This window comes from Methylotuvimicrobium alcaliphilum 20Z, assembly GCF_000968535.2.
GTDB lineage: Bacteria > Pseudomonadota > Gammaproteobacteria > Methylococcales > Methylomonadaceae > Methylotuvimicrobium > Methylotuvimicrobium alcaliphilum.
Genome location: NC_016112.1, coordinates 2,612,988 through 2,627,649 on the forward strand (window position 1 = coordinate 2,612,988; position 14,662 = coordinate 2,627,649).

At 48.7% G+C, this 14,662-nt stretch carries 15 protein-coding genes; 13 read left to right on the forward strand and 2 right to left on the reverse strand.

The features are described from left to right. Nucleotides 1-348: 348 nt before the first annotated feature. Nucleotides 349-2,514: a DNA helicase II gene (gene uvrD / locus MEALZ_RS11210; protein WP_014148752.1), complete on the reverse strand. Its 2,166-nt coding sequence runs from the start codon at nucleotides 2,512-2,514 to the stop codon at nucleotides 349-351. Between the two features lie 107 nt (nucleotides 2,515-2,621). Between uvrD and MEALZ_RS11215 the strand changes: the two genes are divergently transcribed. Then, nucleotides 2,622-2,858 (forward strand): YgaP family membrane protein, encoded by a 237-nt coding sequence (locus tag MEALZ_RS11215; protein WP_014148753.1) that lies wholly within the window; start codon nucleotides 2,622-2,624, stop codon nucleotides 2,856-2,858. A gap of 53 nt (nucleotides 2,859-2,911) precedes the next feature. Here the strand turns inward: MEALZ_RS11215 and MEALZ_RS11220 are convergent, their stop codons facing one another. Continuing rightward, complete coding sequence (locus MEALZ_RS11220) at nucleotides 2,912-3,349, reverse strand: FxsA family protein (RefSeq protein WP_014148754.1); 438 nt, start codon at nucleotides 3,347-3,349, stop codon at nucleotides 2,912-2,914. A 279-nt stretch (nucleotides 3,350-3,628) separates the two neighbouring features. On the opposite strand from MEALZ_RS11220, the gene cutA reads away from it, so the two are divergent. The 12 genes from cutA (at nucleotide 3,629) to dusB (ending at nucleotide 14,662) form a co-directional block, all read left to right on the forward strand. Next, the gene (cutA, locus tag MEALZ_RS11225) at nucleotides 3,629-3,949 is read left to right on the forward strand and encodes a divalent-cation tolerance protein CutA (protein ID WP_014148755.1); all 321 of its coding nucleotides are present in this window, start codon (nucleotides 3,629-3,631) and stop codon (nucleotides 3,947-3,949) included. Continuing rightward, nucleotides 3,934-6,174, forward strand: coding sequence for a protein-disulfide reductase DsbD (gene dsbD / locus MEALZ_RS11230; RefSeq protein ID WP_014148756.1), 2,241 nt, complete (start codon nucleotides 3,934-3,936; stop codon nucleotides 6,172-6,174). Before cutA ends, dsbD begins: the two co-directional genes overlap by 16 nt. Continuing rightward, nucleotides 6,171-6,686: a TlpA family protein disulfide reductase gene (locus tag MEALZ_RS11235; protein WP_014148757.1), complete on the forward strand. Its 516-nt coding sequence runs from the start codon at nucleotides 6,171-6,173 to the stop codon at nucleotides 6,684-6,686. Before dsbD ends, MEALZ_RS11235 begins: the two co-directional genes overlap by 4 nt. Before the next feature lie 600 nt (nucleotides 6,687-7,286). Then, complete coding sequence (gene aroQ, locus MEALZ_RS11240) at nucleotides 7,287-7,733, forward strand: type II 3-dehydroquinate dehydratase (protein WP_014148758.1); 447 nt, start codon at nucleotides 7,287-7,289, stop codon at nucleotides 7,731-7,733. 4 nt (nucleotides 7,734-7,737) lie between these two features. Further along, nucleotides 7,738-8,181 (forward strand): acetyl-CoA carboxylase biotin carboxyl carrier protein, encoded by a 444-nt coding sequence (gene accB, locus MEALZ_RS11245; protein ID WP_014148759.1) that lies wholly within the window; start codon nucleotides 7,738-7,740, stop codon nucleotides 8,179-8,181. A 20-nt stretch (nucleotides 8,182-8,201) separates the two neighbouring features. Beyond that, complete coding sequence (gene accC, locus MEALZ_RS11250) at nucleotides 8,202-9,545, forward strand: acetyl-CoA carboxylase biotin carboxylase subunit (protein ID WP_014148760.1); 1,344 nt, start codon at nucleotides 8,202-8,204, stop codon at nucleotides 9,543-9,545. Nucleotides 9,546-9,650: 105 nt separating this feature from the next. Further along, nucleotides 9,651-10,538 (forward strand): 50S ribosomal protein L11 methyltransferase, encoded by an 888-nt coding sequence (gene prmA / locus MEALZ_RS11255; protein WP_014148761.1) that lies wholly within the window; start codon nucleotides 9,651-9,653, stop codon nucleotides 10,536-10,538. Between the two features lie 3 nt (nucleotides 10,539-10,541). After that, nucleotides 10,542-11,186: a zinc-ribbon and DUF3426 domain-containing protein gene (locus MEALZ_RS11260; protein WP_014148762.1), complete on the forward strand. Its 645-nt coding sequence runs from the start codon at nucleotides 10,542-10,544 to the stop codon at nucleotides 11,184-11,186. A gap of 3 nt (nucleotides 11,187-11,189) precedes the next feature. Next, the gene (locus MEALZ_RS11265; RefSeq protein ID WP_014148763.1) at nucleotides 11,190-12,386 is read left to right on the forward strand and encodes a class I SAM-dependent rRNA methyltransferase; all 1,197 of its coding nucleotides are present in this window, start codon (nucleotides 11,190-11,192) and stop codon (nucleotides 12,384-12,386) included. A gap of 12 nt (nucleotides 12,387-12,398) precedes the next feature. Beyond that, a complete protein-coding gene (locus tag MEALZ_RS11270; RefSeq protein WP_046061115.1) occupies nucleotides 12,399-12,605 on the forward strand; it encodes a hypothetical protein in 207 nt (68 codons plus the stop codon). A 2-nt stretch (nucleotides 12,606-12,607) separates the two neighbouring features. Then, entirely contained in the window at nucleotides 12,608-13,147 is a 540-nt protein-coding gene (locus MEALZ_RS11275; RefSeq protein ID WP_014148764.1) for a hypothetical protein, read from the forward strand. Between the two features lie 531 nt (nucleotides 13,148-13,678). After that, nucleotides 13,679-14,662, forward strand: coding sequence for a tRNA dihydrouridine synthase DusB (dusB, locus tag MEALZ_RS11280; protein WP_014148765.1), 984 nt, complete (start codon nucleotides 13,679-13,681; stop codon nucleotides 14,660-14,662).

The following is a 14,662-nucleotide window of genomic DNA, read 5'->3' on the forward strand; positions in this document are numbered from 1 at the left end:
CGTTATGGCTTACGCCGACAGGGACTTACACCCTGCTGATTTTGTGCCCTCCTGGGCGCACTGGGAGCGACGCCTTCGTCGCGATTTCTCCCGTATTTGGCTACACTGCATATGGACTACAACGCGCCTAAAGCGCCTATACTGTTAGTGCCATAATAGACGCCATCCATGGCGTAATACAAAACCTGCATTCACGCCTTCCTTGGCCTTCGAACTGCCGTCAAGCCACCACGGACCGGTTCACGGCGTTCCTCGACAGGCATGCTCTCCACCCTAAACTGCGAGAACATGTTCAAAATGGGAATTGCTGCCCAAACGTTTTGATTGACTCAAACCATAGTCGATATGTTACGCCCCCACCCCTTCCAACTTGGCATAAGATAACATCAGCCATTTGATGCCTACTGCTTGAAAATTGATCTGAATGCGCTCCTGTGCGCCGCTACCTTCTCTTTGCAGCACCACCCCTTCGCCGAATTTTTCGTGACGAACGCGCTGCCCTAATTTGTATGTCCCCGGCTCATGACTATCCATGTTTCCGGTGAATGAAACCGGACGGCTGACCTGGGCGCGCATCCTGACTTCCTGAAGCGTTTCGGCCGGAATTTCTCGCAAAAACCGCGAAGCCTTCGGATAGGTTTCGCGCCCCCACAAGCGCCGGGATTCGGCATAGGTCAAACACAAGTTTTCCATCGCGCGGGTCATGCCGACATAACATAGCCTACGCTCTTCTTCCAAGCGCCCCGGATCCTCGACCGATTGTTGCGACGGAAACAAACCTTCCTCGAAGCCGACCATGAACACCCGCTTGAATTCCAAGCCCTTAGCGGCATGCAAGGTCATCAGCTGCACGCAATCTTGTTCGGCATTGCTTTGCATTTCACCGGCTTCGAGCGCCGCATGCGTCAAAAACATGTCAAGTTCGCTCAGGTTTTCTTCGTTATCCTGGTCGTACTCGTACAGTCGAGCGGCATTGACCAATTCTTCTAAGTTTTCGACGCGGGCCTCGCCCTTATCGCCTTTTTCTTTTTTATAAAACTCGATCAACCCGGACTTTTCGACGACGATCTTAACTTGCTCGAACAACGGTAAACCTTGCGTCTGTTCGGCCAAACTCCGAACTAAAGCAATGAATCCGGACATGGCATTCCCAGCCCTTGGCGTCGTCAATTTTTGTGCAATCGCGAACTCAACCGCCTGCCGAAGCGATAAATTCTTATCCCGCGCCAATACCCGAATGTCGTCCAATGATTTAGCCCCTATACCGCGCGTCGGCGTATTGATTACGCGTTCGAAAGATGCATCGTCATCGGGATTGGCCATTAGGCGCAAATAAGCCAAGGCATTCTTGATTTCGGCCCGATCGAAAAAGCGCAAGCCGCCATAGACACGATAAGGAATACTGGTCGCGATCAGCTTTTCCTCGAACTGGCGCGACTGCGCATTGGAGCGGTAAAGAATCGCGATATCGCTTCGCGAACCGCCTTCATGGACCCATTTCCGAATACGCTCGACGACATAATAAGCCTCGTCTTGCTCGTTGAATGCGGCATAGACCGAAATCGGCTCGCCGTCGCCGCTTTCGGTCCAAAGCTCCTTGCCCATCCGTCCTTCGTTATGTTCGATCACCCGGTTGGCCGCTTTCAGAATATGGCCGGTCGAACGGTAGTTTCGTTCCAGTTTGACGACTTTATGATTCGGAAAATGCTTCTGAAAACGGTAGATATTTTCAATTTTTGCGCCGCGCCATCCGTAAATGGATTGATCGTCGTCGCCGACCACGAACAGATTATCGCGGTCTTGCGTCAACAACCGTAACCAAGCATATTGGATCGTATTGGTATCTTGAAATTCGTCGACATGCACATGCCGGAACCGTTGTTGATAAAAGCTCAAGGTTTCGGGATTATCGCGCAGCAATTCATGCGCGCGTAGCAGCAGTTCGGCAAAATCGACCAGACCGGAGCGCTGACAGACCTCTTCATAAGCCTTATAAATCGCCAGCATTTGCCGCTGGAAAAAATCCCCGGTTTCCGGCATGTGCTTGGCTCGAATACCCTCGTCTTTTTGCCCGTTGATATACCATTGCGCTTGCTTGGGCGGCCACTTGGCCTCGTCCAGATTCAGGTTTTTGTAGAGGCGCTTGATCAGGCGCAACTGATCGTCCGAGTCCATGACTTGAAAGGTTTCTGGCAGTTGCGCATCTTTTGCGTGACGCCTGAGCAAACGATGCGCAAGCCCATGAAAGGTACCTATCCACATCGAGCGTGCAGAAATATTGAGCAGGTCTTCTATGCGAGTGCGCATTTCCGTTGCGGCTTTATTAGTAAAGGTGACGGCTAAGATGCTATGCGGCGAATGGCCTTCGACTTGAATCTGCCAGGCGATGCGATGCACCAAGACCCGGGTCTTGCCGCTGCCGGCGCCGGCTAAAACCAACATTGCGCGAGAAGGTGCCGATACCGCCTCGCGCTGGGCATCATTGAGAGGATTAATAATTGAAGTAATATCCATTTGTTATCGTTGAAACATTTCTATAAGCTATGCGCGTTTAAGGAAAGCAACAATGACGGCCGGACCAGGCTTTAATAACCAACATTAATTAGCAGAGGGGACTTACAATGAGCTTCGATTTTAAACGCATGATAAAATTCGAACACAATCTTGGCGATAAGGATAAAAAATACCGCATGTTCGGAGGCGCGGCATTAGTATTGATATCCTTATTCACCGCAAAAATTATTTTATTGCTGTTAGGAACCGTTTTAATCGGCACCTCTTTTTTCGGTTGGTGTCCGGTTTATTCCGGACTCAACAAGAACACTTGCACAAGCGGCGAATCGGAAAGCAGCCAATAAGCGCTTAAATTCTACAGGGACGTAGATCAAGCAGCTTATAAAATAAAGTTCTGTCAATCCTCTTTTTTATATTCGCCTTCCAGAACATTATTATCTTTAGGTCGACCGGGATGAACCGCGCCACCAGCCTGTATCAGATGATTCTCAATCACATAACGGGCAATTTTGCCGCGCAATTGAGGAATTAGACATGCAAAGCCAAGCACATCGGTAAAAAAACCCGGAGTCAACAACAATGCGCCACCAACCAGCAAAATCGGCCCCTCTATCATTTCGTAAGCGGGAACCACGCCCTGATTCAAATTCGCTTGAAAACGCCTTAAGGTCGCAAAACCTTGCTGTCTTAACAAAGCAGCGCCCAATACAGCAGTAAATACCACCAAAAAAACCGTCGGAAATACACCGATCAAGCCGCCGATGGTCAGCAACAAATAAATCTCTAGAAAAGGAATGATCAAAAAACACAAAAATACAACTTGAAAAACTTTCATTTAAAATTCCTAAACAAATTTCACATTGGAAACAGATAACCCCGGAAAGTTTCCCATTTGAAATCAATTATACCCATCGTAGATCAAAATCCGGCACCGGGGTGTCCTCGGGCACTACCGAAACTTGAAGTACGAAAGTTATAAACCCATTTTCACCCGCTCAAGATCAATGAACCAAGGTCGGCGAAAAATTGCCCCGCTGCCTTATCCCGGATTAAACGGTACAATATAGGGATTTTAAAACCGAAACTCCAGTACAAATTGACCGAGTCTCTCGTTATGTCGAATCACATTATCCTCTTTTGCACCTGTCCGGACCAGAATACGGCAAGCTCAATCGCACATACGTTAATCGGAGAGAATTTTGCCGCTTGCGTGAATATTCTTCCAGGATTGACTTCCGTTTATCGCTGGCAAGATCGAATCGAAACGGCGCAGGAATACCTGCTGCTAGTTAAGACACGACGCGACATTTACCCGCAAGTGGAACGGTGCATACAAGAGGCTCATCCTTATGAACTTCCCGAGATCGTCGCGGTCTCTGTCGAACACGCTTTGCCTGAGTATCTGAAATGGATCGATTCATGCCTATCAAAATAATATTGCTTTGCCTCATTGCATCTTTTCATCAAGCCGCCTTTGCCATCAGCGAAAGCGAATTACTGCCGCAAGAGCAAGCATTCAAACTTACTGCCAAGACCAATACACAGAATAAAATCGTTCTAACCTGGCAGATCGCAGACGGCTACTATTTGTACCGCGATAAATTGGGCGTTGAAAGCCGGTCAGAACGGATTACACTCGACGATGTCACTTATCCTCCAGGAAAAACCAAGCATGACGAGTTTTTCGGCGATATGGTCATTTATCGAAACGAACTCATCGTTGAAGTACCGTTCATCAAGCTAGACAATGCGCTTAATACCTTGCAATTGGCGGTTAAACATCAGGGTTGCGCCGATATCGGCATTTGTTATCCTCCTCAAAAGACCGGACTGACGGTAGACCTACCAGATCAAGATCCTTCCGCGAAAACCGGCTCGATTTTCGGCTTAGTTCAGGGCCTGAGCGACTTAAAGCTAAATCTGTTCCAGGATGAATTGCTTCCGGCAGAACAAGCCTTCCGCTTTTTCGCTTCGGTCAAAGACCCGAATACGTTGACCGTCAATTGGCAAATTGCGGAAGGCTATTATCTGTATCGCGACAAATTTCAATTCGATATCCTAGATTCCGATAAAGTAAAAATCGGCAACCTCAATTTGCCCAAAGGCACACCCTACCACGACGAGGAATTCGGCAACGTTGAAATCTTCCGTAACGACCTAAGCTTCGACCTGCCGATTAACCGCTATCAAGCGGATCAACAAAACATTATCCTTCAAGCACGATTTCAAGGCTGCGCGGATCGGGGCGTATGCTATCCCCCGATGTCGCAAAGCACGCCATTGATTCTACCGACGACCGCATCGGTATCGACGCAAAATATTTCTTCGATAAGCACTCGGGTCGATGAACCACAATCCGAACAAGACCGCATCGTACAATCGCTGCATCAAAGCACGCTCTGGCTCACGCTGCTGTCCTTTTTCGGCTTTGGATTGTTACTGTCTTTCACGCCCTGTATTTTCCCGATGATTCCGATTTTATCCGGCATCATCGTCGGCCAACGCAACCGGGTAACCACTGGCCGCGCCTTTCTTTTATCACTAAGTTACGTCACCGCCTCCGCATTGACCTACACGGTCTTCGGAGTACTGGCTGCGTTATTCGGCAGCAACTTGCAAACAGTATTCCAGCAATCTTGGATCATCGCGCTATTCAGCGGGGTTTTCGTGCTATTGTCGCTATCGATGTTCGGCTTTTACAATTTGGAATTGCCTGCATCGATTCAAACCCGACTGCATAAATCCAGCGATAAACATCGTGACGGCTCGTTTTGGGGCGCGGCGATCATGGGCTCGTTATCGTCGCTGATCGTAGGACCGTGCGTCGCCGCCCCCCTAGCCGGCGCATTGATCTATATCGGCCAAACAGGCGATGCGATACTCGGAGGCATCGCATTATTCGCGATGGGCTTCGGCATGGGCGTGCCACTTTTGATAATCGGCGCGTCGGCAGGAAAATTATTACCGAAAGCAGGACAATGGTTGAATACGACCAAAGCGGTCTTCGGCGTAATCATGCTGGCTGTCGCGTTATGGATGCTCGACCGTATTCTGCCTCCCGATATGACGATGTTTCTATGGGCCTTATTACTGATCATTCCGGCCATTTACCTGAAAGCTATCGACCCGTTAAGTGAAAATGCCGGCGGCTGGAAAAAGCTTTGGAAAGGCGCGGGAGTCGTAATGCTGACTTATGGCGTCCTGTTATTGATCGGCTTGGGCATGGGCAACCATAACCCGCTAAAACCTTTACAGGGACTGAGCTTAGCAAGTACAGCCGAGGCCGACAGCCCTCTACCCTTTGTCAAAGTCGCCTCGCTACAGGAGCTCGAAAATCGGATAGAAACGGCAGCGCGCAACAATCAACCGGTCATGCTCGACTTTTATGCCGACTGGTGCGTCTCGTGCAAGGAAATGGATGCGTATACTTTCGCTCATCCTGAAGTCAAACAAGAACTGAATCGCTTCGTTTTATTGAAGGCGGACGTCACAACTAACAATGCAGAGCATCAAGCCTTGCTGAGAAAATTTAACTTAGTCGGCCCCCCGGCCACTTTATTTTTCGGAGTCGATCTAGCCGAAAAAAAACACTTACGCGTGATAGGCTATCAGGATGCCAACACTTTTTTAAACATACTGCGGCAAGTTGACGACTTATGAAACAAACCACGGTACTTATCATCGCTGCTGCAGTCGCTTTAGCCGGCGGCATTTGGCTGCAAAGCAAAAATCAACCGGAAACGCAAACCGAGGCCATGGAACTGCCGGATTACCGACTACCCGATTTGACCGGCAACGAACGCAGCTCATCCGAATGGCGCGGTAAAATCGTCATCGTCAACTTTTGGGCAACTTGGTGTCCGCCCTGCCGCGAAGAAATCCCCGAATTTATTGCCTTGCAGCAAGAATACCAGGGCCGCGGCTTGCAATTTGTCGGCATCGCTATCGAAACTAAAGAATCGGTCGAAAAATATCTCGACTTTGTCGACATCAATTATCCGATGCTAATCGCCGGCGACCAAGGCATCATCCTGACACAACAATGGGGCAATTCTGCCGGAATTCTTCCTTTCAGTCTTATCTTCAATCAACAAGGCCGGATGATTCATAAACAAGCCGGGCAATTATCCCGCGCCAAGATTGTTGAAATCATCGAACCTCTGATGGACTGAGAAATCGTTAAATCATTCTACTCCCTTTATATACTATCGCAGATGAAAATTCGGCCTCGGTGTGCCCGTTAAAGGACGCCGTAAATACGTCCATGTAGGCTCTGTGCCAGTTCCATACTGGCAAAGCCTTTATCGAGCACCCCGAGGCCTCCTCCGGCACTGCCGAAATTTAAAGTGCGAAAGGTATACTCAAAAAATGGTTAACTTTATGAAGGTATGGGGTGTGGCTAGCGAGGGTGTCGGCAGCAGGGCAGATTTTTGCTCCATGCAAAATCTGCATTCACGCCATCCTTGGCGTTCGAGCGCTGCCGTCAAGCCCCCATGGACGGGTTTACCCAGCACCTAAATTCCATAGTCCATTGGCTATGGTTAACTATCTGGGATAATTTAGGTGCTGGGTGAACGGCGGTCCTCGATAGACACATCCCATGCCTTTTTATTCTTAGACGATTTTTCAATCAAAAGGGAGTATAAATCAAGCAAAGTTCTTAAAAGATCCAGTTTTTACGGCGTATTTGTGTTAAATGACATAAATATGGACAAACGTGCTTAAATTAGGGAGAATTATCGGCACCGAATCTAAATTAGCACTTCAATTGCATGGCGAATATTTGCGTTATTAACGGTCCGAACTTGAATCTGCTGGGTCTAAGAGAACCTACCTATTACGGTAGCAAAACCTTAGCCGATATACAGCTGGCGATGGAAAAATCCGCCTCGACTCTTGGTCACACGGTCCTTTTTCACCAATATAACGCCGAACACCAAATCGTGGAACTAATTCATCGATCTTTTTCCAACGATGTCGATTTTATCATTATTAATCCAGCAGCTTTTACTCATACCAGCGTGGCGATACGCGACGCATTGCTGGCGACCAAGATTCCCTTCATTGAAGTGCACCTGTCGAACGTACATGCCCGGGAAGCTTTTAGAAAACATTCCTATTTTTCGGATATTGCCGTGGGAGTTGTTTGCGGACTGGGAGCCATCGGTTACGAATTGGCCTTAACGGCCGCTCACGAGATATTAGCAAAGAGAACATAACACAATGGATATTAGAAAAATAAAAAAACTAATTGAGCTCATCGAAGAATCGGATATTGCCGAATTAGAAATCAGTGAGGGGGAAGAATCCGTCCGAATTAGTCGTTACTCGAATGCCGCGCAAGTGAACTACGCACCGGCTCAATTCGCCCCGACCGCCCCATCTTCGGCACCCGCACCAAGCCCTGTAGAACCGGCCGAGAAAAAAATAACCGGTCACATTGTAAAATCGCCGATGGTCGGCACTTTCTACAGGTCCGCTTCTCCCGGCGCCAAGCCTTTTGTCGATATCGGGCAATCGGTTCAAGCGGGCGATACTCTCTGCATCATAGAAGCGATGAAAATCCTCAACCAAATCGAAGCCGATAAAACCGGCACAGTAACGCAAATATTGGTTGAGAACAGCCAACCCGTCGAATATGACCAACCTTTGTTTGTCATTGAATAACAGCCCAAAGGTATTTAATCATGTTCGATAAAATAGTCATCGCCAATCGAGGCGAAATAGCGTTGCGCATCTTGCGTGCCTGCCGTGAACTTGGAGTCAAGGTTGTCGCGGTACATTCTGTGGCGGATCGGGATCTAAAACATGTTAGGCTAGCCGACGAGTCGGTTTGCATAGGCCCCGCCCCATCCACCGATAGTTATCTAAATATCCCAGCCATCATCAGCGCAGCCGAAGTCACCGATGCCGAAGCCATTCATCCGGGATACGGCTTTCTATCGGAAAATGCCGATTTTTCGGAAAAAGTAAAGCAAAGCGGCTTTGTTTTCATCGGCCCGAATGCAGATACGATCCGCATAATGGGCGATAAAATCGCCGCAAAAAAGGCAATGATAGCGGCTGGCATTCCCTGTGTGCCGGGCAACGGCAATCCGTTGACCGACAATAATAAGCAAAACCTGCAAATGGCTCAGGAAATCGGCTACCCGGTTATCATTAAAGCTTCCGGCGGCGGTGGCGGACGCGGAATGCGTACCGTACATACCGAAGCCGCATTGATCAATGCCATTACCATGACGAAAGCGGAAGCGGCTGCCGCATTCGGCAACGATACTGTGTACATGGAAAAATTCCTGGAAGACCCCCGCCATATCGAATTCCAGGTGATGGCCGACTCGCACGGTAATGCGATCCATCTTGGCGAGCGTGACTGCTCGATGCAACGCAGGCACCAAAAAGTCGTCGAGGAAGCGCCCGCTCCCGGCATTACCGACGAAGAACGTAACCGTATGGGCGAATTGTGCGCCAAAGCTTGCCGCGATATCGGCTACCTGGGCGCCGGAACTTTCGAATTCTTATATGAAAAAGGCGAATTCTTCTTCATAGAAATGAATACGAGGGTTCAAGTCGAGCATCCGGTTACCGAAATGGTCACCGGCTTCGATATTGTTAAGGAACAATTACGTATCGCCTACGGCTTACCCTTATCGATTACTCAAGAGCAAGTCAAAATTCAGGGTCATGCGATCGAGTGCCGACTCAATGCCGAGGACCCTAAAACCTTCATGCCCTGCCCCGGCACAATCCATCAATTCCATATGCCGGGAGGCCCCGGCATACGATGCGAAACGCACATCTATAACGGTTACAAAGTACCGCCCTATTACGACTCGATGATCGGCAAGCTAATCGCGCACGGCGAAAACCGCAATAGTGCGATTGCAAGAATGACGACCGCATTGAACGAAATGGTGATCGACGGTATAAAAACGAATATACCGCTCCAAAAAGACATCATGACCGACTCCGGATTCATCGCCGGACAACGCAACATTCACTATCTTGAAAAGCTATTGGACTTAAACTAGCATGCTTGATTGGGTCGGGTTACGCTATCGCTGACCCGACCGCAAGATCCCAGCTGAGTAAGCATTTCCAGCAAATACCCTCCTTTAATCAACAATAATAGCTTTATGTCTTGGCATCAATTAAGCGTGATTACCGACGAAGTCTCGGCGCCCGAACTTTCGGATTATTTCAGCGATCTGGGCGCGGTTTCGGTTACTTACATGGACGCCGAAGACCAACCGGTCTATGAGCCCCTCCCCGGCGAAACCAAGATCTGGCCAAATACAAAAGTCATCGCTTTGTTTGAGCTCGATACCCAGCCGGAAGACATTAAAGCACGAGTCTTCGACGCTTTTAATCGGCATTCGCTCAAGGAGTGGTCGGCAGAGATTCTGGAAGACCAAGCCTGGGAGAGAGCCTGGATGGAACATTATCATCCGATGAAGTTTGCCGATCGCCTTTGGGTTTGTCCGACCGGACAAGAGCAACAAGAGCCCGGCACGGTTTGCCTGACTCTCGATCCGGGGCTTGCCTTCGGTACCGGCACGCATCCGACTACCGCATTGTGCCTGGAATGGCTTGCCGAACATGACCTGAGCGACAAAACCGTCATCGATTACGGCTGCGGATCGGGAATACTGGCGGTTGCCGCTGTGTTGCTCGGCGCTCGTGAAGCTCATGCTATCGATATCGATCCGCAGGCACTAACAGCGACACACGACAATGCGATGAAAAACGGCATTGCCGATAAAATTCGATGCTATTTACCGGAACAATTCGCGGCTTGCAGCTGCACCGCCGACGTCGTCATAGCAAATATATTGGCTCAACCGCTAATTGAATTATCCGGTAAAATTGCCTCATTACTCGCTCCTGCCGGCTCCTTGGTTTTATCCGGCATTTTGAAAGAACAAGCCGAAGCCGTTAGCGCAGCGTACCGGCCGTTTATTTCAATCAATCCGCCGACAATCCAAGAAGACTGGTGCCGCCTTGACGGTCGAAAGGATACATAAGCGATGTTCACACAATGCCCCGAATGCCACCACCCGCAAACGTTGACAATAGATCAATTACGCGAAACTCGGGGCATAATCCGCTGCAGCCAATGCTCGACGCAATTCGATGCACTGCAACGACTTAGCGACACACCGGCGAATGTTGCATTACCCCCATCTGAAGAACAGCTGCCTTGGGTACAAGACCGCAAGCCGACGAATCCGCTTTTATGGAATTTATCCGTAGCCGCCGGCATCATACTGCTATGCGTACAAATTATCTATTTCCAAGGTCCTTCGGCATTACAACACGAAAGATTCAGACCCTGGTTCATTGAAGCGTGTTCTTATTTAAGCTGTTCATTACCCGATTACAGAAACCTGGCCGACTTTTCGGTTTTAGCGAGCTCGCTGATCTTGACGGCCGATCAAAATTACTATTTTAAAGCCATCATCAACAATCAGGCTGAATTCGCCCAACCGCATCCGGGCGTAAAACTAACTTTATTGAAGCTTTCCGGAGAACCGTTCGCGCAACGCGCATTTACACCGGACAATTTAACTTTCCGCACCGACAAAATTGCGCCTCACGAAACTATCGAAATCGGTCTCGCCATCGCCGCACCCGGCACTTCGGTCGGCGGCTATACTTTCGAACTCATTTAATTCATGCCGCATCCTGAAATTTATTTAAAGAAAAACGAAGACCGACGCTTGCGCCAAGGCCATTTATGGATTTTCAGTAATGAAATCGACACCAAACGAAGCGTGCTCAACGATTTTGAACCTGGGCAACTGGTTAATATACTTGCGGCTGACGACAAAGCGTTGGGAAGCGCCTATATCAATCCACACACCCTGATTTGCGCGCGTTTACTCTCCAGAAAATCCGATCTGAGCTGTAGTATCAAATTTTTTAAAAAACGACTCAATACCGCATTGCAACTGCGCGAACAACTCTTCGGCAAACCTTATTATCGTCTTGTGTTCGGAGAAAGCGACGGCCTACCCGGCTTGGTTGTGGACCGTTTCGGCGATGTCTTATCGGTGCAAATCACGACCGCCGGCATTGAACGCCACAAAGACGACTTACTGACCGCTCTGATCGACCTGCTTGACCCGCAAGCCATCGTATTGAAAAACGACAATGGTCAACGAGCTTTGGAAGGCTTGCCTTTAGACAACGAAATCATCTACGGCAGTTTGCCGGAAACAATGATCATTGAGGAAAACGGCTGCTTATTTAGAGTCGATATTCAAGAAGGCCAAAAAACCGGCTGGTTTTACGACCATCGCGACAGCCGCAATCGTCTTATGCAACTATGTAAAGAACGAAGCGTATTGGATCTGTTCTGCTATACCGGGGCCTGGAGTATTCCTGCCGCCGTATCCGGAGCCTCCGAAGTCACTTGCGTCGATGCCTCCGAAAATGCACTGAAACTCGCATCGAACAATGCGCAATTAAACGGCGTGGAAACTAAGATGAAGTTCGTGCATAGCGATGTTTTCGATTTTCTGAAGACAGCACGTCAAGATAACCGACATTACGATATTATCGTCCTTGACCCGCCCGCATTGATTAAACGCAAAAAAGATTTTAAGCAGGGCTACGAAGCCTACCGGCGACTCAATCATTTAGCCTTGCAAATATTATCTCCGAACGGCATACTGGTTTCAGCATCCTGTTCACACCATCTAGGACGCGATGCGCTCCACGAGATCCTAAGATCTTCCGCGCGCCATATAGATCGACATTTAATTTTTTTTGCCGCTGTAGGACAGGGTCCCGATCACCCGATACACCCGGCAATACCCGAAACGGATTATCTAAAGACGTTTTTTTGCGCCGTTTCTCCAAGCTTATGATCGTTTCGTTACATGTCTGCTGAAGCAAAAAAGCCGCCATGCGCATTATGCGGCCAATCGGTTGAAATAAAAGGATTTACACTCGACACACCCACAAAACAGTTACTCTTCTGCTGTGCCGGTTGTTTGAGTATTTATCAACTGCTCAACGAAAATCAAAGCGCCGACGCCAATCAACCCGACGACCCAATCACACCACCCAATAAAGAGGTTTATTAACCATGAAAGCCTGCAATTCCTGCGCTCACCGCGTTGCCATCGGACGCAATTACCGAAACGTTCCTGTTTGGAAAAGAGCGATCGGGGTACCGTTGATTTATTTACCGATACTGACGTTACCATTCGTATTTGCTAGCGCTTACTTAACCTATCTACATTTACGCTTGATCGGGGCCAAAGACCTCAAAACCTTATCCGACTTCTTGCCGGCCCGCTCGACCCACCGCTATAACTTAAAAAACCAAATTACAATGGACCCATCATTCAAATTGAGTCCTTCACAATCGAAACTTTATTGGATATTCAACTGTACTTGGTATTGCCCACTCAGCGTCGGTTTATTCGAATGGCATACTTACATGGTCAAAATCGTTGAAAATTGGTGGTGCCCATTCGGTCACGAGAAAAAAGAAAACTATAAAAACGGCGCTATCGATAAATCGTTCTGGCATATTTATCAACACGATGAAGATAAACTTAACACGGAAGACCGCGTTAACCCCATCTGGAATGACGAAGTTGAAAAAGAGAAAAGTGAATAGGAAATGGAGAATAGTGAATCGTGAATGGATAATGGTTTAGCAGCTAAAAGTTTTGCGGGAGATTTAGCTAGCCTCAATAGCGCATTCCACGGCACGATACTAAAAATCATACCCTCGAATCAAGGTACGCCCCAAGGTCCCAAACCACTATGGATTTCATGATAAATAACGTCCTGGAGCTATGAGCTTTGTTGAGGGCTCGGTAACTCGCTTGACAGGACGCCGTGAACCCAGCACCTAAATTATGCAAGATAATTACTATAGCCAAAGGGCTATAGAATTTAGGTGCTGGGTGAATACGTCCGTGTAGGCTTGACGGCGGAATCTAATTGCCATGGATGGCATGAATGCAGATTTTGCATTACGCCAAGGATGGCGTGTATTAGGGCAATGCAGGAGCAATTGCCGAGGAGCAAAAATCTGCCCTGCCGCCGACACCTGCCAATCGAGCAACCGAACCCTCCGTAAAATAGGGAAGTTATTTACGACCAAATCCTATTCACTACTAACTGTTAACCGCTAACTAAAACCATGCAAATAGGACCGCATACTCTCGAGAACAATCTAATTCTCGCCCCAATGGCCGGAATTACCGACCGTCCGTTCAGAACGCTCTGCAAACAATTCGGCGCAGGACTTGCCGTATCTGAAATGGTCAGCTCCCTGCCGTCATTGCAAACCAATAAACGCACCTTATTAAAAGCCGACCACAGCGGCGAAACGGGCCTACGTTCGGTGCAGATTGTCGGAACAAATCCGCGACAAATGGCCGACGCCGCTAAACTTAACGTCGACCGGGGCGCCGATATCATCGATATCAACATGGGATGTCCGGCCAAAAAAGTCTGTGCAGTCGCAGCCGGCTCCGCTCTAATGAGAGATGAGGATCTAGTCAAACGCATTCTCGAAGCCGTCGTCGAGGCAGTTTCGGTGCCGGTCACATTGAAAATCCGCACCGGCTGGGATCCACAAAATCGTAATGCGCCGGCTATCGCTAAAATAGCCGAAGACGCCGGCATTGACGCACTGACCATACATGGCCGAACACGCGCCTGCAAATTCAATGGCAACGCCGAATACGAAACCATCAAGCAAATCAAAAAAAACATTGCTATCCCGGTCATCGCGAACGGTGACATCGACTCGGCCGACAAGGCTCGTTATGTCTTGAAAAAAACGGGGGCCGATGCGCTGATGATCGGCCGCGGCGCTCAAGGCAACCCTTGGATTTTTAGCGACATAATCAGTTCTTTACGCAGCGGCGAGCCCTTAGAACCGCGAACTATCGACTCGACCCGCGAAACTTTATTGAGTCATGTACAACAATTATATAGTTTCTACGGCAACCTAAGCGGTGTTAAAATAGCGCGCAAACATATCGGTTGGTATTTTGACAGGCTCGGCATCTTACCTGTCGAAATTCGCAATGCTATCAACCGAGCTCAACAGCCGACCGAACAAATTCAGCGTATCGACTCGGCATTCCGGCATTTTTCATACCATCGTGCTGCATAA

Excerpts from the sequence above, each read along its gene's own strand:
- uvrD (WP_014148752.1), bottom strand. The coding sequence starts at position 2,514 with ATGGATATTACTTCAATTATTAATCCTCTCAATGATGCCCAGCGCGAG.
- MEALZ_RS11215 (WP_014148753.1), top strand. The coding sequence starts at position 2,622 with ATGAGCTTCGATTTTAAACGCATGATAAAATTCGAACACAATCTTGGC.
- MEALZ_RS11220 (WP_014148754.1), bottom strand. The coding sequence starts at position 3,349 with ATGAAAGTTTTTCAAGTTGTATTTTTGTGTTTTTTGATCATTCCTTTT.
- cutA (WP_014148755.1), top strand. The coding sequence starts at position 3,629 with ATGTCGAATCACATTATCCTCTTTTGCACCTGTCCGGACCAGAATACG.
- dsbD (WP_014148756.1), top strand. The coding sequence starts at position 3,934 with ATGCCTATCAAAATAATATTGCTTTGCCTCATTGCATCTTTTCATCAA.
- MEALZ_RS11235 (WP_014148757.1), top strand. The coding sequence starts at position 6,171 with ATGAAACAAACCACGGTACTTATCATCGCTGCTGCAGTCGCTTTAGCC.
- aroQ (WP_014148758.1), top strand. The coding sequence starts at position 7,287 with ATGGCGAATATTTGCGTTATTAACGGTCCGAACTTGAATCTGCTGGGT.
- accB (WP_014148759.1), top strand. The coding sequence starts at position 7,738 with ATGGATATTAGAAAAATAAAAAAACTAATTGAGCTCATCGAAGAATCG.
- accC (WP_014148760.1), top strand. The coding sequence starts at position 8,202 with ATGTTCGATAAAATAGTCATCGCCAATCGAGGCGAAATAGCGTTGCGC.
- prmA (WP_014148761.1), top strand. The coding sequence starts at position 9,651 with ATGTCTTGGCATCAATTAAGCGTGATTACCGACGAAGTCTCGGCGCCC.
- MEALZ_RS11260 (WP_014148762.1), top strand. The coding sequence starts at position 10,542 with ATGTTCACACAATGCCCCGAATGCCACCACCCGCAAACGTTGACAATA.
- MEALZ_RS11265 (WP_014148763.1), top strand. The coding sequence starts at position 11,190 with ATGCCGCATCCTGAAATTTATTTAAAGAAAAACGAAGACCGACGCTTG.
- MEALZ_RS11270 (WP_046061115.1), top strand. The coding sequence starts at position 12,399 with ATGTCTGCTGAAGCAAAAAAGCCGCCATGCGCATTATGCGGCCAATCG.
- MEALZ_RS11275 (WP_014148764.1), top strand. The coding sequence starts at position 12,608 with ATGAAAGCCTGCAATTCCTGCGCTCACCGCGTTGCCATCGGACGCAAT.
- dusB (WP_014148765.1), top strand. The coding sequence starts at position 13,679 with ATGCAAATAGGACCGCATACTCTCGAGAACAATCTAATTCTCGCCCCA.